Origin of the sequence: Amycolatopsis mongoliensis, from assembly GCF_030285665.1 — a bacterium.
GTDB classification, from domain to species: Bacteria; Actinomycetota; Actinomycetes; order Mycobacteriales; family Pseudonocardiaceae; genus Amycolatopsis; species Amycolatopsis mongoliensis.
Map to the genome: position 1 here is coordinate 693,609 of NZ_CP127295.1, position 16,614 is coordinate 710,222.

Below are 16,614 nucleotides of genomic sequence, written 5' to 3' on the forward strand. Positions count from 1 at the left end.
TAACACAAAGTCCACGCGAATTCAAAGCCCACGGTGCCGGAAAGCGCGAAAAACGAGGTGCCGGGCAGCGTGCCCGACACCCCGTTTCCCAGGGTTTGCGCAGGTCAGCCGGTGAACCGCCCGGCGACCAGGCCCTGCGTGGCACTCAAGTCGGCCTTCGCCGCGGCCGGCGCCGGGGGCGTCGGCTGGGGCAGCGGGGCGCACTCGACGTCAGCGGTGCGGCCCGGCTTGCGGGCCGGGAGCGCGCCCGTCGCCAGGTAGTCCGCGATCTTGGTGTCGACGCACGCGTTGCCGCGCGGGGTGATCGCGTGGCTCGTGCCGCCCGGCTCCGCGACCAGCGACGCGCCCGGGAAGCGGCTGCGGACCTCGAGGCTGCCCGGGAACGGCGTCGCCGCGTCCAGCGTCTCGTCGATCATCAGCACGCTCTTGACGCCGCTGCCGTCGATCTTGGTCAGCTTGCCCGCCTTCGCCGGCCAGTACCGGCACGGCGCGTTGAACCAGGCGTTCTGCCAGGTGAAGTACGGCGCCTTCGCGAACGTCTTCCAGTTGTCGATCTTCCACTGGTTCCAGCTCTGCGGCCACTGGACGTCGGAGCACTGCACGGCGAGGTAGACCGCGTAGCCGTTGTCGTCACCACGGCCGCCGAAGGCCTCGAACAGCGACTTCCGGTTCTGCCAGTCCCCCTGGTTGACGAACCGCGAGAGCGCGTCGCCCAGCAGCGTCCACCGCAGCTGGTAGTACGACGCCTGCTGGATGACGTCGATGATCTCGGCCGATCACGCCGCCGGCGAGCCAGCCGAACCAGATGAGGATGTTCTTGTCGAACGCGACGTCCTGGTCGAGGTTGTCGCCGTACCAGACACCGCGCGGGTCGACCGTCGAGTCGAGCACCATCCGGCGCACGTTCTGCGGGAACAGCGAGCCGTACACCTGGCCGAGGTAGGTGCCGTAGGAGTAGCCGTAGAAGTTCAGCTGCTTCTGGCCGAGCGCCTGGCGGATGGAGTCCACGTCCTTGACCGTGTCGGTCGTCTTCATGTTCTCCAGCAGGGCCTTCGAGTTGTTCTTCGCGCACGCTTCGGCGTAGCCCTTGGCGCGGTCGAGCCAGGTCCGCTCGAGCTGCGGCGTGAACGGCACGTACTGGGGCCGGTCGTAGTCCACGTAATTCGGGTCGCAGCTCAGCGCGGGCTTGCTCGCGCCGACGCCGCGCGGGTCGAAGCCGATCCAGTCGTAGGCGTCACCGGCGTGGTTGGGCACGCGCGGGCCGCGGGTGGCCAGCAGCAGGCCGGAGCCGCCGGGGCCGCCCGGGTTGGTCAGCATGACGCCCTGGTACTGCGCGTCCGCGACCTTGTGCTTGACGCGGCTGACGGCGAGCTGGACCTGCTCGCCGTGGGGCTTCGAGTAGTCGAGCGGCACCCCCAGGTACCCGCAGTCGGCACCGGCGGCGACGAGCGTGGGATCGGTACACGGCCCCCAGGTGATCGTCCCGCCGGCCGGCGCGGGCGCCGCGGACGCGGCCGGCACGGCCACGAGCGCGGACGCCACCGCGGCGACGACCGTGGCGAAAACGGCACGTCTCACTGTTTCTCCCTTTCAGCTTCGGCTTCGAGCGCCCTAGCCCCGCGCCGGGCCCTTGAGGACGGCAAACGGCTGCGTGGCCGCGAATGCCCTACGAAAGGTGGAAATCGGATGCGCCGGCCGCCGGCACGGCGGTGCAGGACTCAGCCGAGGCCGAACCGTCCGGAGTGGACGGTCCGGCCGCCCCACGGCCGATCAGGCGTGCCGCTGGACGAAGGCCTCGATCAGCTGCTGCCGCTCGGCCGAGGTCGCCCGCTCGAGCTCGACCGTGTCGCCGTCGATCGTCATCTTGATCTTGTGGCGGCCCGCCTGCCGGCCCAGCCACTCGCGCAGCGTCTCGACCAGGCCGGGGAACACGCCGCCGGCCGCGCTGAACGCCACCATCAGCGAGCCCACCGTCACCGGGTCGGCCGCCTTCGCGCCCGCCGGGACCTCGCCGGGCACCGGACGCAGGTCGACGTCGAGCTCGGTCAGCTCGGCGCGCAGCCGGCGGGCGAGCCGGTCGAGCTCCTCGGCGTCGGCGTCCACCGCTTCGATGCGCAGCAGCGCCCGCCGCGTGTCCGGTTCGGTCATGCGCGCCATGGTGCGCGCCGGACCGACCACGGGCAAGGTCCGTTCGGGCACCGTCAGGCGCGGACCTCGTTGAGGTAGTTGTAGATCGTGTAGCGCGTGACGTCGAGGCGCCCGGCCAGGTGGTCGACCGCGTCCTTGATGAGGAAATAACCGGCTTCGTCCAGCTCCCGGACCACGGCCGCCTTGTGCCGCTTCTTCATCAGGTCCACCGGGATCCCGGCCTTGGCCACCGCGCGGTCGACGAGGAACCGTTGCAGGCTGTCGACGTCCGGTGGGAAAGTCTCCGGCTCCCCGTTTCCGCCCGCCGAAGCCGACGCGTCGACGCTGTTGACGCACAGGCAGCCGACCGCGACCCCGTCGGCGTCGCGCAGGAACAACGTGGACGAGCGGATCGCGCGGCCGTCCGGGCCGTGCGTGCGGTAGTTCGTCAGGTCCTGCGTCGTGCCGCGGCGGACCAGGCCGAGCAGCAGGTCGGTCATCGGGCCGCCGACGCTGCGGCCGGTCAGGTCGCCCGCGATGGCGACGATCGAGTCCGGCAGCCGGCTCAGGTCGTGCAGCAGCACCTCGTTGCCCGGCCCGAGCATCGCCGCGAGCCCCGGGATCGCCGGCACCAGCGCGGTCAGCACCTCGTGCGTCGTCGCGCCCGCGGCCGGGACGACCAGCGGTTCCCGCGGCTTGGTCAGCGTCTCCAGCGCTTCGCGGAGCAGGTCCGCGGCCGCCGCGGGCGTCGACGCGTGCGGCGACAACCGGACGTGCTCGGGCCGCACGGTCGCCGCGATCCCGGCTGTAGCCAGTGCCGCGCCGACCTGCTCGGCCGGGTGGCCGGGCAGTGTGAACGCGAGGATGCCCGCGCGCCGCTCGGTGGCCGAGACGACCTCGGCGCCGCAGGACGCCAGCACCTCTTCGAAGGACGCGATCCGCTCGGCGATCCGCGCCGCGATGGCGCCGACCCCGGCGTCCTCGACCAGTTCGAGGGCCTCGGCGAACGCGCCGGACGTGATCGGGCTGAGGTTCGAGATCGACCAGGCCTGCGCGGTGACGTCCGGCGGGTGGATCTCGTCGTCGAACAGCCCCGGGTCGCGCGCGCCGGTCCAGCCCGAGAACACCGGGTCCATCCGGGCCAAGGCACGGTCGGACAGCACCGCGAAGCCGGTCCCCCAGCCCGCGCGCAGCCACTTCTGGCCGCCGACGACCAGGACGTCGGCGACCTCCCACGGCGCTTCGACCACGCCGAAGCCCTGGATCCCGTCGACGACGAGCAGCCGGTCGCCGACGACGTCCCGCAGCGCCGCGAGGTCGGCGCGGAAGCCGGTGCGGAAGTCGACGGCGCTGACGCTGACCGTCGTGATCTCCGGTGTCAACGCTTCGGCGACGCGCTCAGGAGTCACGTAACCGCCGGTCAGGCGCCGGACGCGAAGCCGTCCGGCCTGTTCGGCGCGCGCCCACGGGTAGGTGTTGGCGGGGAACTCCGCCGCCGACACCAGCACCTCGCCGGCGCTGTGGAACGCGGCCTGGAACAACCCGAGGCTCGTGTTGGGCAGCAGCACGGTGTGGTCGGTGTCCGAGCCGGACAGCCGCGCGGCGGCGGCCTTGGCCCGGACCTCCTGCCGCATCAATTCGTCCACAGTGGACGGTCCGGCCGTGGTTGCCTGGTCGAGCAGCGCGGCCGTCGTGTCGAGCACCGCGTGCGAGGGCGGGCCGAACCGGGCGAAGTCGAGGTAGCCGGCGGGCTCGTCGAACTGGAGCAGGTACCGGGGCGAAATCCGCGTCACGCGAGGATCCTCGCCAGGAACTGCCGGGTGCGTTCGTGCTTCGGCGCGCTCAGCACCTCCGACGGCGGCCCGGTCTCGACGACGGCGCCGTCGGCCAGGAACACCACCTCGTCGGCGGCCTCCGCGGCGAAGCTCATCTCGTGCGTCACGACGACCATCGTCATCCCCTCCCCCGCCAACGTACTCATCACTTCGAGCACCTCCCCGACCAGCTCCGGGTCCAGCGCCGACGTCGGCTCGTCGAACAGCATCAGCTTCGGTTTCATCGCCAGCGACCGCGCGATCGCGACGCGCTGCTGCTGCCCACCGGACAGCTGCGCCGGGTAGGCGTCGGCGCGGTGCGCGAGCCCGACCCGGTCGAGCAGCTCGAGCCCCTGCTTCCGCGCGTCTTCGGGCTTCAAGCCGAGCACCCGGATCGGGCCCTCGACGACGTTCTCGAGAGCCGTCCGGTGCGCGAACAGGTTGAACCGCTGGAACACCATGCCGATGTCGCGCCGCTGCCGGGCGACCTCGTGTTCGCGCAGTTCGTAGAGCTTCCCGCCGCGCTGCCGGAAGCCGATCGGCTCGCCGTCGACCCAGATCTGGCCGGCGTCGATCGTCTCGAGGTGGTTGATGCAGCGCAGGAACGTGCTCTTCCCGGCGCCGGACGGCCCGAGCAGGCAGACGACCTGTCCCTTGTGGACCTCCAGGTCGATGCCACCGAGGACTTCGGTGTGGCCGTAGGACTTCCGGACGCCGACAGCGCGCAGCAGTGGCTCAGACACGGGCACTCCTCACCAGCGGCACGCCGCGCAACGCCTTGCCCGCGCGAGCGAGCGGCCCGCGGTCGGCCTGCCCGAACGCGCGCTCCAGGTAGTGCTGGCCGACCCCGGCGACGGTCACCACGACCATGTACCAGACGGCCGCCGCCAGCAGCGTCTCCATCACCAGCAGGTTGTTCGACGAAATGTTGTTGGCCGCGTGGATCAGCTCGGTCACGCCGATCACCGACGCCATCGACGTCCCCTTGAGCATGTTGATGAAATCGTTGCCGGTCGGCGGGATGATCACGCGCATCGCCTGCGGCAGCACGACCCGGCGCAGCGTCGCGGCCGGCGTCATGCCGATCGACTTCGCCGCTTCGGTCTGCCCGCTGTCGACGCTGTTCAGCCCGGCCCGGACGATCTCGGCCATGTACGCGCTTTCGTTGAGCGCCAGGCCGAGGAACGCGGCGGTGAACGCGCTGATCAGCACGTTCGTCGGCGCGTCGACCAGGAACGGGATGTGGATCACCGGGAAGACGAGCGCCAGGTTGTACCAGAGCAGGATCTGCAGCAGCACCGGCAGGCCGCGGAAGATCCAGATGTAGCCGGCGGCGAACCACCGGGCGACCGGGTTGGCGCTGCGGCGCAGCAGGGCGATCACGACCCCCAGCACGATCGCGACGGCCTGCGACAGCACCGCCAGCACGACGGTGTTGAGCAGGCCCGTCGCCATCACTTTGAAGAAGACGAAGTCCGGGACCTGGCGCCACTCGATCTGGGCGTTGCCGAGGGCGATGCCCAGCAGCACGAGCAGCGCGAGGATGACGACGGCGGCGACCCAGCGGCCCCAGTGGCGCAGCCGGACGATCGGCAGCGGTTCAGTCGCCGCCACCTCACGATCCACCATTGACCGCGGCCTCCTTGATCGCACCCTGGTCGACGCCCCAGGCCTGCAGGATCTTGCCGTAGGTGCCGTCGGCGATGAGCGCCTGCAGGGCCTTCTGCACGGAGTCGCGCAGCGGCGTGTTCTGCTTGTTGACGCCGATGCCGTAGGGCCCGCCTTCGATCGGTTCACCCGGGACGACCTCGAAGAACTTGCCGTCGCCCGCGGTCCGCGAGATGTAGACGGCGCTGGGCAGGTCGTTGAGGATCGCCGCGACGCGGCCGGTGCGCAGCTGGTTCTGGTTCTGGTTGTCGCTGTCGGTCGCGGTGACGGTGAGCGCGGGCTTGCCTGCCTGCGTGCACTTGGTGCTCTGCGCTTCGGCGAACTTCTGGTGGCTGGTGCCCTGCACGACGGCGACGTTCTTGCCGCAGAGGGTGTCCGGGCCGGTGATGCCGTCCGGGTTGCCCTTGCGGATCATGATCGTGATGCCCGAGGTGAAGTAGTCGACGAAGTCGATCTGCGCCTGGCGGGCCTTGGTGTCGTTCATACCGGCCATGGTCAGGTCGATGCGGCCGGACTGGAGGCTGGTGATGAGCGAGCCGAACGCCATGTCCTGGTGGGCGACGGTGACGCCGAGCTTGGCCGCGATCGCCTTGGCCAGGTCGACCTCGTAGCCGATCGGGGTCTTGCCGTCGGCGGCGTAGAAGTTGTTCGGCGCGGACTGCAGGTTCGACGCCAGGTGCAGCACGCCCGCCTGCTTGACGTTCGTCGGCAAGGCGGCGTTGAGCTGGGCGTCCTTCTGCACGCCCTGGACGATCGCCGCGGTGTCCGGGATGCCGGACGCGGGGGCGCCGGCGGCCTGCGACGTCCCGCCCGCGCCGTCCGGGCCACCACCACAAGCCGTCACCAGCACGGCCAGGCTCGCGAGCAACACCGCCTGCGCGGCACGGGAACGGGACATAACGGACCTCCACTGTTCGGCTGGCCGGAACGGTACAACTCGTTGTTGAAGAGGTCAACTGGCTGTTGAAATCCGGCTCGGTGCTAACTTTCGCGCATGAGCCTGCGGATCGGCATCCTCGGGGCGGCTCGCATCGCCCCCGCTGCCCTGGTCAAGCCCGCTTCAGCCAGCTCCGAGGTCGACGTCGTCGCGGTCGCCGCGCGGTCTCTCGATCGCGCGCAAACGTTTGCGACCAAGCACGGCATCCCGCGTGTTTTCGAGGGCTACGAGGCCTTGCTCGCCGACCCGGACGTCGACGCCGTCTACAACCCGCTGCCGAACGGCCTCCACGGCCGGTGGACGCGGGCGGCACTGGCGGCGGGCAAGCACGTGCTGTGCGAGAAGCCGTTCACGGCCAACGCGGCGGAGGCGCGGGAGATCGCGGACCTGGCGGCGGCGTCGGACCGCGTCGTGATGGAGGCGTTCCACTACCGCTACCACCCGCTGGCCCTGCGGGCGGAGGAGATCGTGGCGTCGGGCGAACTGGGTGAGCTGCAGCGCGTCGAGACGGCGTTGTGCTTCCCGCTGCCGAAGTTCTCCGACATCCGCTACGACTACGAGCTGGCGGGCGGCGCGACGATGGACGCGGGCTGCTACGCGGTCCACATGGCCCGGATCTTCGGCGGCGAGACCCCGGCAGTCGTCTCGGCGTCGGCGAAGCTGCGTTCACCGCGGGTCGACCGGGCGATGACGGCGGAGCTGCGCTACCCGTCGGGCCACACCGGCCGCGTCGAGTGCTCGATGTGGTCGTCGTCGTTCTTGAAGATCAGCGCGAAGGTGACCGGCTCGAAGGGGTCGCTCGCCATCGTCAACCCGCTGATGCCTCAGGCGTTCCACCGCTTCACGGTCCGGATCGGCGACACACGGCGCACGGAGAAGTTCCCGCGCCGGGCGTCGTACGCGTACCAGCTGGACGCGTTCACGGCAGCAGTCCTGCGCGGCGAGCCGGTGAAGACCTCGGCGGCCGACGCGGTCGAGACGATGACCGTGATCGACGAGATCTACCGCGCGGCCGGGCTTCCGCCGCGCGAACCCGGCGAACAGCCGTGAATGGCACATCGAGGGACTTAGAGTCCCTCGATGTGCCATTCACGGACTTGGGGCTCCTCTAAGCGGCCACGTAGTTGCCGCTCAGGATGAGCAGCACCTGGACCGTGATCCCCGTCCCGTAGTAGTCCGTCGCGTCCGGGGACCACGACGAGATCGACGTCCACAGCTTGTCCAGCCACGCCTGGCTGCCCGCGTCCGTCATCGCCGCCACCGCGAACGGGGCCGTGAAGCACGGGTGCTGGCCGCTCTCGGTCTTCGAGCCCGACAGCGAGTAGCCGCTCTGGATCTTGGCCGGGTCGCCACCCGTCGCCGACTTGATCCACGTGTTCATCTTGCGGACCTGGGCCGTGGCCGCGCTGCCGGAGGCCGTGATCGCGTCCGCGCCGAGGTGCCACGGGTCGCGGCAGGCGTTCCAGCTGTACTTGCCGTCGTACGGGCCCTCGAGGAAGTCCGCCGGCGCCGGCTTCGGCGTCGAGTTCGTGTTGACGACGAAGTCCGGCAGCAGCCCGGTGTTCGGCGCGTACTGCGACTGCAGCTGGCTCACGGCTGTCTCCGACCGGGTGCGCACCGAGTCCCAGAAGCTGTCGCCGGTGGCCTTCGCGAATGCTCGCAGGTGCCCGGGCATCCAGTCCGACGAGCGCGAGCTGTTCCGGTACTCCGCGTCGTTGCCCCAGTCGCCGAGCAGCGTGAACTTCGTGGTGCTGTCGACCTCGGACTTCTTGATGGCGTTGATGATCCGGACGGCCTCGGCCTGGTAGTTCACCGAGCCGGTGCTGCCCCACTTCTTGTCGGCGATGAGCAGGCCGTACGCGATTTCCAGGTCGCCGTCGGTCGCGGAGTCGCTGCCGTTGACGCTCTTGCAGTTCGCGTCCTGCTCGGCCGCGTGCAGGTCCTTGTTGTTGACCGACGGGTGGGCCTTCACGAACTTCAGGATCCCGTCGACGATCGAGCGGGCCTGGGTGTCCTTGTCGGCCATCATGGCCGAGATCGTCAGGCCGTAGCCCTCCCCTTCGGCGACGAAGGAGTGGTCGGCGTCCTTCGACAGCACGGCGTAGGTGCCGCTGCCGCACTTGGTGGTGAGGAAGTTCTTCTTCCAGAAGTCGTAGTACTTCTGCAGCGCCTGGTCCTGCGTGGCCTGCGAAACGGACGGCCGCAGGGTCCCCGGGACGTACGGCGTGCCGGCCGCGGCCGCGGTCGTGGGCACGCTCAGCAGGCCGGCGGCGAGTGCGGCCGTGGCCACCACCGCCCGGACGATCTTCTTCATCGCTCCTCCGTAAAGACGGACATCGTTGGCTGCGGCGACGGCGATCAGAGCCTGACAGAAGGTTCAAGACCAGGTCAAGACTGTTAGGAAACTTTCCTTACAATGACCGTGAGTGGTTTCACCACCCCTCGCTCGCCCGGACGGACTAGCGTGAGCCGCATGACGATCGACCGCGGCGCGGACTTCCGCGCCTTCTGGACCGAGCGCCGGCTGGCCACCCTGACGACGGTCCGGCCGGACGGCACCCCGCACGTCGTCGCGGTCGGCGTGACGGTGGACTTCGACGCCGGGCTCGCGCGCGTGATCACGTTCTCGTCGTCGGTCAAGGCCCGGCTGATCCGGGCCGCGGGCGCGGACGGTGTCCCCGTCGCCGTCTGCCAGCTGGAGGGCCCGAAGTGGTCCACTTTGGAAGGACGCGCGGTCCTGCGCGACGACCCGGAGTCGGTACGGGACGCGGAAAACCGCTACGCGGCACGCTACCGGCAGCCCAAGCCGAACCCGCAGCGCGTGGTCCTGGAGATCACCGTGCACCGGATCCTCGGCAACGCCTGACCCCGTCGTGAGTGGTAATTCGGGTTAGAACCCTAATTACCACTCACGACCGGCGGGAGTGCACCAGCCGTGTGTACTCGGCCAGCAGGGTCGCCAGCTCGCTGTGCTCCCCCGCCGACGCCAGCTGCTGGTGCCCCACCAGCATCGCCATGCCCAGGGACGTGAGCGTCCGCGCGAGGTCACCGTCGCCGACGATGCCCTTGACCGCCTTGCCGACCGTCCGCAGCCGCGCGGAGTCGACGCGTTTCTGGGCCGCCCGCACGGTTTCGTCGTTCGCGGCCCACGCGCGGATGGCGGCCTCGGCCTCGTGGGGCAGGCCGAGCGTCAGGTCCATCAGCGCGGCGAAGTCCGCCGACGGGCCGCCGCTGCCGAAGTTCCGTTCGCGCAGGATGAGGACCTGCCGGTTTTCCCAGTGGTCCAGGAGCTGCTCCACGAAGCCCGGCCAGCCGCCGAAGTGGTGGTAGAACGACCCGCTCGTCACGCCGAGGCCGCGGCACAGCCTCCCGACGTTCAGCTCGGTGAACCCGTGCTCGGCCAGCACGTCGAGGGCGGCCGCGAAATACGCCTGCCGCGTCACCGGGGGCATCAGACGTTCCGGTCCCGGTCCCGCCAGTACGGTTCCCGCAGCGAACGCTTGAGGATCTTGCCGGTCGCGTTGCGCGGCAACGCTTCCACGACGTCGACGCTGCGCGGGCACTTGTAGTGGGCCAGGCGCTCGCGGCAGAACTCCATGAGTTTGTCGACATCGAGCTGGTCGCCGGCGACGACGGCCTTGACCTGCTCGCCCCAGCGCTCGTCCGGCACGCCGATCACGGCCACCTCGGCCACGCCGGGGAACTCCGCGACGACGCGCTCGACCTCCGGTGAGTAGACGTTCTCACCGCCGGTGATGATCATGTCCTTGACGCGGTCCTCGAGGAACAGGAACCCGCCGTCGTCGAGGCGCCCGACGTCGCCGGTGCGCACCCAGCCGTCCACGATGGTCTCCGCGGTCGCCTCGGGCTTGCCGAGGTAGCCCGCCATCCGCTGCTCCGTGCGGATCCACACCTCGCCGACCTCGGTGTCCTCGAACGTCGCCGGGTCGACGATCCGGATGTCCACTCCGGACAGTGCGGTGCCCGCGGACGCCAGCCGCTCGGGGCGTGAGGCGTCCCGGTGCGCCTCCGGGGTCAGCGCGGTGACCGCGCCGGACAGCTCGGTCATGCCGTAGACCTGGGCGAACCGGGTGTCCGGCCACGCGGCGAGCGCCGTGCGCAGCAACGGGAGCGGCATCGGCGACGCGCCGTAGCAGAGGTACTTCAGGCGGGCGAACGCCTCGAGCGCGGCCTCGCCGGCCTGCGCGATCCCGGCGACCACGGCGGGCACCAGGAAGGCGTGCGTGATCCCGGCCCGCAGCGCCGCGAACAGCGACGCCGCGTCCGGCTCGCGGGTCAGGTAGGACGGTTCGCCGTAGAGGAACCCGGAAACGGCGTAGCAGCTGCCGCCGACGTGGAACAGCGGCATCGCGACGAGGTTGACGTCGCCGGGGCCGATCGGGAACGCGGTGCCTGCGGAGAGGCCGTGGGCGATGACGCTGCGGTGCGTGAGCACCGCGCCCTTCGGGAAGCCGGTGGTGCCGCTGGTGTACATGATCAGGACGCCGTCGTCCTCGTCGAGGCCGGGCGCCGTGTGCGGCGCGGCGCCCGCCAGGAACGGCTCGTACTCGTCGTGCTCCCCGCCGACGACGACCACGCGTTCCAGCGCGGGCAGCCGGTCGCGGACCGCGTCGAGCGCGGGTACGAGCTCCGCGCCGACGAAGACGACCTTCGCACCGGCGTCCTTGAGGACGTATGCCAGTTCGTCCCCGGAAAGCCGCCAGTTGACCACGGCGTTCGCGGCGCCGATGCCGGCCGCCGCGAAGGTCGTCTCCAGGCAGGCGGGGTGGTTCTTGTCGACGAAGGCGACGCGGTCGCCCCGGGTGACGCCGGCCGCCGCGAGCGCGCCCGAGAGCCGCCGGACCCGCTCGTCGAACTCCGTCCAGGTCCAGGACTGCGCACCGAAGACGAGCGCGGTGTCTCCGGGGCGTTCCCGCGCCCAGTGCGCCAGGAGGTCGCCGAACAGCCGGACCCGGGGGCGGACGTCTTCGGGCATGGCGGAGCTCCTTCGGCCGGCGCTGGACCATAGACCGCTCTATGGTGCGGCGCGGGCGCGCGGACGTCAACGGGCAAAGCGGCCGCGGGCGGCCTCGATGTCCCCGAGGTACCGCCGCGTCCAGCCGCACATGCTGTCGACGGTCGCGCGCAGCCCCTGCCCCGGTTCGGTGAGCGTGTACTCGACCCGCGGCGGCACGGTCGGGTGCACCTCGCGCTCGACCAGCCCGTTGCGCTCCAGCATGCGCAGGTTCTGGGTGAGCATCTTGTGGCTGATGCCCTCGACCGCGTCCCGGAGCGCGCTGAAGCGCAGGGTGCGGTCGCCGAGGGTCTCGATGATCAGGAACGCCCACTTGTTGGCGACGTCGGAGAAGATCTCGCGCGCCAAGGAGTCCGCGCGGGAGAGGTCCGCGTCCTGCTCGGTCACCATCTGGTTCCCCCGTCACCGAAAAGTGCCTTCTTCCGTACCGCCCAGCACTCTCCTACGGTTCCTGGGTAACCACAAGAGACCACGGAGGACGAAGTGCCGATCACCCTGGTGAACCCCCGAGAGCTGCCCGAGATCGACGTGTACCACCAGGTGTCGATCGCGTCGGGGACGAAGCTGGTCTTCGTCGCCGGGCAGGTCGCCTGGGACACCGAACCCGACCTCGCCGCGCAGGTCGAGCAGTGCTACCTCAACGTCGGCACGGCCTTGACCGCGGCCGGCGGTTCGTTCGACGACGTCGCGAAGCTGACCTGCTACGTCGTCGGCTGGACGCCGGACAAGATGCCGGCGCTGCTGGCCGGGATCGCGCGAGCCGCGGAGAAGCTGGGGACGACCGCGAAACCGCCCGCCAGCCTCATCGGCGTGGCCGCGCTGGACGTCCCCGAGCACCTGGTCGAGGTCGAAGCCACCGCGGTGCTCTAGGCGAACAGCGCCAGGAGCCCCTCGGCCGAGCGCACCACGACGTGGGCCGCGGTTCGCTCGGCGTGGGGCCGGTCCGGCCGCTCCGCCTCGTGCCGCCACCGCCGCAGCGCGTCCAGCCCCGCGTCGTAGATGTCCCCCGGGTCCGCGTCCGGCTCCAGGCCCAGACGATCGGCCGGGGCCGTGCCCTGGGCGCCCAGCAACCTGACCGCCTCCTCCGCCGGCTCCCCGGACAGCGCCGTGCGGCCGCCGCGGATGTCGGCGATCAGGCGCAGCTCGCGGAAGTCGTGCGCGGCCGCCGCGAAACGCTCCACCCGGGACACCAGCCGGTCGCCGCCCGGGCGGGGCTGAGCCGCCAGCAACGCCTCCAGCCGGATGATCGCCGTGCGGGCCTTCAGCGCCTCGGCCCGCGCCACGAAACACCCGGCGAGGGTGTCCCGCAGCTCGCCGAGACCGCTGCGGCGGACCAGCTCCGCCGACAGCTTGACGCGGTCGTCGCAGCCGGTGCGGATCAGCGTCAGCGCCAGGCGGACGCCGAACAGCCCGAACCGCACCACCAGCGACCGCCGCGTCTCGACCGGGATCGGGCCGGGGAACGCGGGATCGGTGAACGAGTCCACCGAAAGCACGTGCCGTTCGAGCTCTTCGCGCGGCACCGCGGCGAAGGCCGCCAGGAGGTCGAACTCGTCGTCGCGCAGGGACCGCCCGCCGTAGGCCAGCTGCCCGGCGACGGCGATCACGCCCAGGAACCCCGTGCACAGCGGGTCTTCGCGCCAGGCCCGCCGCGCGAGCTGCTTGGCGGTCAGCAACGCGTCGATCCGGCCCGCGCCGACCTCGTCGGCTCTGGCCAGCACCAGCACCGAGTTGACCGCGCTCTGCCGCGCGAACGCCGAGCCGCCCGGCGGGTGCGCCGCCGCGAGCTCGTCCGGTTCGAGGTGCCGCACGAGCCGCACCGTCGCGTCCGGGAGGTCGTCGGCCGGGCCGGGGTCGTCCAGCAGCACGAGGTCGCGCAGCGCCCGCGTCGGCCACTCGCCCAGCGCCGCCGCGAGCGTCGTCTTCCCCGACGACGGCGCCCCGGCGAAGGCGACGCGCAACGGCTGCTCCAGCCGGTCCAGGCAGTCGTGCAGGACCGCCGAAGCGCGCGGGTCGTCGCGGTAGAGCCCGGCCGCGGCGTGCAGCAGGTCGCGGACGTCCTGGGTCACGCCGAGAGCTCCCGCCGCTTCCGCCCGGCGATCGTGCCGAGCTCGCCCGCGCGCTGGTGCAGCCCGGCCAGGCGATCGATCTCCTTGCGGATGTGCCCGGTCCGCCGCTCGCGCTCCGCGGAACCGGCCATGATCGTCTCGCGCTCGCGCGTCAGCTCGTCCGCGAGGTCCTCGGCCAACCCGGTGAAGTGGTCGCGCAGCCGCCGCTGCACGCCGCGGATCGCGTCGCGGAACTCCTTGCTGTACCTGAGGAAGACGTCGTCGACGTGCCGCTGCGCCGCCTGCTTGGCCACGGCCTGGCGCCGCTGCAGCCGCATCCCGCCCTCGTCGCGGATCGTCTTCACGGCGAACGCGGCACCCGCACCGAGCGAGATCGGGTTGATCAGCTGCAGCCCCAGCCAGGGCAGGCTGGTGATCAGGCCGAACATCAGGACGCCACCGTAGGACCCGCGAAGCCCGGTGAAGGCCTGGTGGCCGATCTTGAACTTCTCGATCTTGGGCCGCCGGACGTCGTCGAGGTCTTCGGCGCCCGAACCGTCGAGCGGCAGGTCCGGCAGTGCCTGGTCGTACTGGGCACCGAAGCACGCCGCGACCGCCTGCGCGACCCACTGCGCCCGTTCGGCCAGCCAGGAGTAGTTCGTTTCGACCGCTTCGGTCAACGCCTCGTCCAGCCAGACCGCGAACTCTTCCCAGACCTTCACCGGGTCGCCCTCGTCGAAGGTCTGGTCGATGGTGTTGACGATCTTGCGCGTGCGTTCGCGCAGGTCGTACTCGACGTCGCCCATCAGGTCGGTGATCTCGTCGGAAAGCAGGTTCTGCCACCGGGTGTTCCGCCGCCGCAGGTCGTCGGCGCGGCGTTGCGCGCGCTGCAGCAGCGCGGCCTGCCCGAGCCCGGCGTCCTGCCCCGCGGCGTCCACGCGGTCGCGCAGCGACTCGACGAGCTCCGCGGCCGCGGCGCGCACGCCGACGGCGGCGAGCAGTGCCCGGGACTGCTCCGGCGGCCGCGCGGCCTGCTCGGCGATCCAGGTGAGCAGCTCGGGAAAGCCCGACCGCGCGTTGAGCTCGGCGTCGCCGGCCTTCGCGGCGGCTTCGCGCACGACGGCCGAAACCGGCAGCACGGGCGCGTCGATCCCGGCCTCGGCGAGCATCCCGCGGTTGCGCTCGGCGACCGCGCGCCACCCCGGCGAGGCGTCGATCTTGGTGAGCGCCAGCACGACGTGCGGGCACCAGGTGCGGACGTGGCGGGCCAGCGCGAGCTCGGCGGCGCTGAGCGGCGCCGTCGCGTCGGAGACGAGGATCACGGCGTCCGCTTCGGCGAGCAGGTCGAGCGCGGCGGCGGTGCGCGGCGACCGCGGGTCGCCGACCGGCGGGGTGTCCACGAGGACGAGCCCGGCGGAAAGGAGCTCGCGCGGCACGCCGACCTCGACGCGGCTGAGTGTGCCGGCGGGCCGGGCGCCGAGCTCACTGGTGAGCCGTTCGACCGCGACGGGGGTCCGTTCGCGGGAGCGGCCGACCAGGGTGGCGGCAGGTTCGGGGGCGTAGCCGATCTCGGTCGGCACCTCGGGGGTCGGGGCGTCGCCGACCGCGCACACGGGCGCGTTCAGCACCGCGTTGAGCAGGTATCCCTTGCCCTGTTTGGGGAATCCGAGCACGCCGAGGCGGATCTGCCCCTCGGGGGCGTCTCGACGTCTGCGGAGGCGCTCGGCGAGATCGGCGCGGCCGTGGGTGCGGCACGCGTCCAGCGTCTCGTTGAGCACTTCGAGCCAAGCCGGTGCGGTCACAGCGGACGAGTGTCCCCGGTTTACTCCCAGTGCGCACACCGGGTGCCCGTCCCGCGGCTGCACCCAGACCGCGGGACGGGCACCGGTGACCGGTTCGGGGATCAGTGCCCGAGGTGGATGTCGTTCGAGGCGATGTCGCCGACGTGCAGGTTGCCCAGCGCGTTGTGGCTGACGTCCGCCACGTCGGAGACGACGTCGTGGACGGCGGTGCCGGCGCTGTTGCCGCTGGCGACGTCCCCGACCGCGCCGGCGACGTCGTGCTCGACGTTGATGCCGGTGGCGTTGGTCACGACGCTGGTGACCTCGCCCAGCGGGCCGTGGCCGGCGCCGTGGCCGCCGTGCGAGGACGCGACGTCGCCGGCGCCCTGGAGGATGCCGGAGAAGTCACCGATGTGGCCGGTGAGGCTGCCCACCGTGTCGCTGACGCCGAGGGTGTTGGTCACGTCGCCGATGTGGCCGTTGACCTCGTGGATCTCCGCGTTGGAGGTGGCGAGGACCTGCTGGGTCTCGCCGACGCCCGCGGCCGCGGCGTAGGCCACGTTGCCGGTCACGCCCGACTCGGGGTCGGTGAGGTAAGCCGGAGCGGCGGTCAGGTTGGTCAGCGCGGCCGAGTCGAGGCCGCCCGCCAGGTCGCCGCCGAGGACGGCACCGGTCACGTTGCCGGCCAGCGCGGTCGCGTTGGCGGCGTTGGTGACGTCGTTCACGCCCGGGAGCGCGCCGACGGCGGGCAGCTGGCCCACGCCGGGCAGCTCGCCGACGCCGAGGTCGCCGACACCCGGCAGCTCCGGGGTGGCCGGCAGGCCGAGGCCCGCGGTGAGGGCGGTGAGCTGGTCGATCGCACCCTGGATGCCCGGGGCGTCGGTGCCGAGGCCGGGGAGGCTGCCGACGGCGGGGAGGCCACCGACGGCCGGGAGGCTGTCGACCGGGACGAAGTCGAGCACCAGCGGGATGACCTCGTGCACGTCGGCGGCGCTGACGTCACCGAGACCGGCGGCAGCGAGGGCGCCCTGCGGGTCCGTCCCGAACGCGGCGAGCGCGGTCGGGTCGTTGAGCAGGTTCAGGGCGAAGTCGTGCAACGTCTGCACGGAGTCCATGGGGTTTTCTCCTGGTCCGGTGGTTCGGGGGACGGCAACGGCCGCAAGGACCGCTGCTCCGACATCAAGCTAGGGATCCGGTCCCCCCA

General features: G+C 71.4%; 15 protein-coding genes and 1 pseudogene. 3 read left to right on the plus strand and 13 right to left on the minus strand.

Annotation, left to right across the window (positions count from 1 at the left end; translation table 11 throughout):
- Positions 1–104 precede the first annotated feature (104 nt).
- The 6 genes and pseudogenes from QRX60_RS03300 to QRX60_RS03325 all read right to left on the minus strand — a co-directional run bounded on the left by QRX60_RS03300 (position 105) and on the right by QRX60_RS03325 (position 6,507).
- Positions 105–1,578, minus strand: a pseudogene (locus tag QRX60_RS03300) (alpha/beta hydrolase).
- A 192-nt stretch (positions 1,579–1,770) separates the two neighbouring features.
- Positions 1,771–2,148 carry an effector-associated constant component EACC1 gene (locus QRX60_RS03305; protein WP_285999322.1) on the minus strand — a complete coding sequence of 126 codons (378 nt, stop codon included), beginning with the start codon at positions 2,146–2,148 and terminating at the stop codon, positions 1,771–1,773.
- A 53-nt stretch (positions 2,149–2,201) separates the two neighbouring features.
- Positions 2,202–3,920 carry an aminotransferase class V-fold PLP-dependent enzyme gene (locus QRX60_RS03310; RefSeq protein WP_285999323.1) on the minus strand — a complete coding sequence of 573 codons (1,719 nt, stop codon included), beginning with the start codon at positions 3,918–3,920 and terminating at the stop codon, positions 2,202–2,204.
- Positions 3,917–4,684: an amino acid ABC transporter ATP-binding protein gene (locus QRX60_RS03315; protein ID WP_285999324.1), complete on the minus strand. Its 768-nt coding sequence runs from the start codon at positions 4,682–4,684 to the stop codon at positions 3,917–3,919. Before QRX60_RS03315 ends, QRX60_RS03310 begins: the two co-directional genes overlap by 4 nt.
- Positions 4,677–5,555, minus strand: coding sequence for an amino acid ABC transporter permease (locus QRX60_RS03320; protein WP_286003486.1), 879 nt, complete (start codon positions 5,553–5,555; stop codon positions 4,677–4,679). The genes QRX60_RS03315 and QRX60_RS03320 overlap by 8 nt, the downstream gene beginning before the upstream one ends.
- Before the next feature lies 1 nt (position 5,556).
- A complete protein-coding gene (locus QRX60_RS03325) occupies positions 5,557–6,507 on the minus strand; it encodes an ABC transporter substrate-binding protein (protein WP_285999325.1) in 951 nt (316 codons plus the stop codon).
- A gap of 96 nt (positions 6,508–6,603) precedes the next feature.
- Between QRX60_RS03325 and QRX60_RS03330 the strand changes: the two genes are divergently transcribed.
- Entirely contained in the window at positions 6,604–7,596 is a 993-nt protein-coding gene (locus QRX60_RS03330) for a Gfo/Idh/MocA family protein (protein ID WP_285999326.1), read from the plus strand.
- 58 nt (positions 7,597–7,654) lie between these two features.
- On the opposite strand, the gene QRX60_RS03335 is transcribed toward QRX60_RS03330, so the two are convergent.
- Positions 7,655–8,860 carry a glycosyl hydrolase family 8 gene (locus tag QRX60_RS03335; protein ID WP_285999327.1) on the minus strand — a complete coding sequence of 402 codons (1,206 nt, stop codon included), beginning with the start codon at positions 8,858–8,860 and terminating at the stop codon, positions 7,655–7,657.
- Positions 8,861–9,019: 159 nt separating this feature from the next.
- Here QRX60_RS03335 and QRX60_RS03340 point away from each other — a divergent pair, with 159 nt between their 5' ends.
- Positions 9,020–9,412 carry a TIGR03618 family F420-dependent PPOX class oxidoreductase gene (locus QRX60_RS03340; protein WP_285999328.1) on the plus strand — a complete coding sequence of 131 codons (393 nt, stop codon included), beginning with the start codon at positions 9,020–9,022 and terminating at the stop codon, positions 9,410–9,412.
- 43 nt (positions 9,413–9,455) lie between these two features.
- Here QRX60_RS03340 and QRX60_RS03345 read toward each other — a convergent pair whose 3' ends face one another.
- The 3 genes from QRX60_RS03345 to QRX60_RS03355 form a co-directional block, all read right to left on the minus strand.
- Positions 9,456–9,998 carry a TetR/AcrR family transcriptional regulator gene (locus QRX60_RS03345; protein ID WP_285999329.1) on the minus strand — a complete coding sequence of 181 codons (543 nt, stop codon included), beginning with the start codon at positions 9,996–9,998 and terminating at the stop codon, positions 9,456–9,458.
- The gene (locus tag QRX60_RS03350; protein ID WP_285999330.1) at positions 9,998–11,542 is read right to left on the minus strand and encodes a long-chain-fatty-acid--CoA ligase; all 1,545 of its coding nucleotides are present in this window, start codon (positions 11,540–11,542) and stop codon (positions 9,998–10,000) included. The genes QRX60_RS03345 and QRX60_RS03350 overlap by 1 nt, the downstream gene beginning before the upstream one ends.
- A gap of 66 nt (positions 11,543–11,608) precedes the next feature.
- A complete protein-coding gene (locus QRX60_RS03355) occupies positions 11,609–11,971 on the minus strand; it encodes a winged helix-turn-helix transcriptional regulator (RefSeq protein WP_285999331.1) in 363 nt (120 codons plus the stop codon).
- A 93-nt stretch (positions 11,972–12,064) separates the two neighbouring features.
- On the opposite strand from QRX60_RS03355, the gene QRX60_RS03360 reads away from it, so the two are divergent.
- Positions 12,065–12,451 (plus strand): RidA family protein, encoded by a 387-nt coding sequence (locus QRX60_RS03360; RefSeq protein WP_285999332.1) that lies wholly within the window; start codon positions 12,065–12,067, stop codon positions 12,449–12,451.
- Here QRX60_RS03360 and QRX60_RS03365 read toward each other — a convergent pair.
- The 3 genes from QRX60_RS03365 to QRX60_RS03375 form a co-directional block, all read right to left on the minus strand.
- Positions 12,448–13,650 carry a GTPase gene (locus QRX60_RS03365; RefSeq protein ID WP_285999333.1) on the minus strand — a complete coding sequence of 401 codons (1,203 nt, stop codon included), beginning with the start codon at positions 13,648–13,650 and terminating at the stop codon, positions 12,448–12,450. The genes QRX60_RS03360 and QRX60_RS03365 overlap by 4 nt on opposite strands.
- A complete protein-coding gene (locus tag QRX60_RS03370) occupies positions 13,647–15,431 on the minus strand; it encodes a dynamin family protein (protein WP_285999334.1) in 1,785 nt (594 codons plus the stop codon). Before QRX60_RS03370 ends, QRX60_RS03365 begins: the two co-directional genes overlap by 4 nt.
- 101 nt (positions 15,432–15,532) lie before the next feature.
- Positions 15,533–16,525 carry an IniB N-terminal domain-containing protein gene (locus QRX60_RS03375; RefSeq protein WP_285999335.1) on the minus strand — a complete coding sequence of 331 codons (993 nt, stop codon included), beginning with the start codon at positions 16,523–16,525 and terminating at the stop codon, positions 15,533–15,535.
- Positions 16,526–16,614: the final 89 nt, after the last annotated feature.

What these genes read in the sequence shown, in the direction of transcription:
- QRX60_RS03305 (WP_285999322.1), bottom strand. Translation starts at nt 2,148, where the DNA reads ATGACCGAACCGGACACGCGGCGGGCGCTGCTGCGCATCGAAGCGGTG.
- QRX60_RS03325 (WP_285999325.1), bottom strand. Translation starts at nt 6,507, where the DNA reads ATGTCCCGTTCCCGTGCCGCGCAGGCGGTGTTGCTCGCGAGCCTGGCC.
- QRX60_RS03330 (WP_285999326.1), top strand. Translation starts at nt 6,604, where the DNA reads ATGAGCCTGCGGATCGGCATCCTCGGGGCGGCTCGCATCGCCCCCGCT.
- QRX60_RS03335 (WP_285999327.1), bottom strand. Translation starts at nt 8,860, where the DNA reads ATGAAGAAGATCGTCCGGGCGGTGGTGGCCACGGCCGCACTCGCCGCC.
- QRX60_RS03340 (WP_285999328.1), top strand. Translation starts at nt 9,020, where the DNA reads ATGACGATCGACCGCGGCGCGGACTTCCGCGCCTTCTGGACCGAGCGC.
- QRX60_RS03345 (WP_285999329.1), bottom strand. Translation starts at nt 9,998, where the DNA reads ATGCCCCCGGTGACGCGGCAGGCGTATTTCGCGGCCGCCCTCGACGTG.
- QRX60_RS03350 (WP_285999330.1), bottom strand. Translation starts at nt 11,542, where the DNA reads ATGCCCGAAGACGTCCGCCCCCGGGTCCGGCTGTTCGGCGACCTCCTG.
- QRX60_RS03355 (WP_285999331.1), bottom strand. Translation starts at nt 11,971, where the DNA reads ATGGTGACCGAGCAGGACGCGGACCTCTCCCGCGCGGACTCCTTGGCG.
- QRX60_RS03375 (WP_285999335.1), bottom strand. Translation starts at nt 16,525, where the DNA reads ATGGACTCCGTGCAGACGTTGCACGACTTCGCCCTGAACCTGCTCAAC.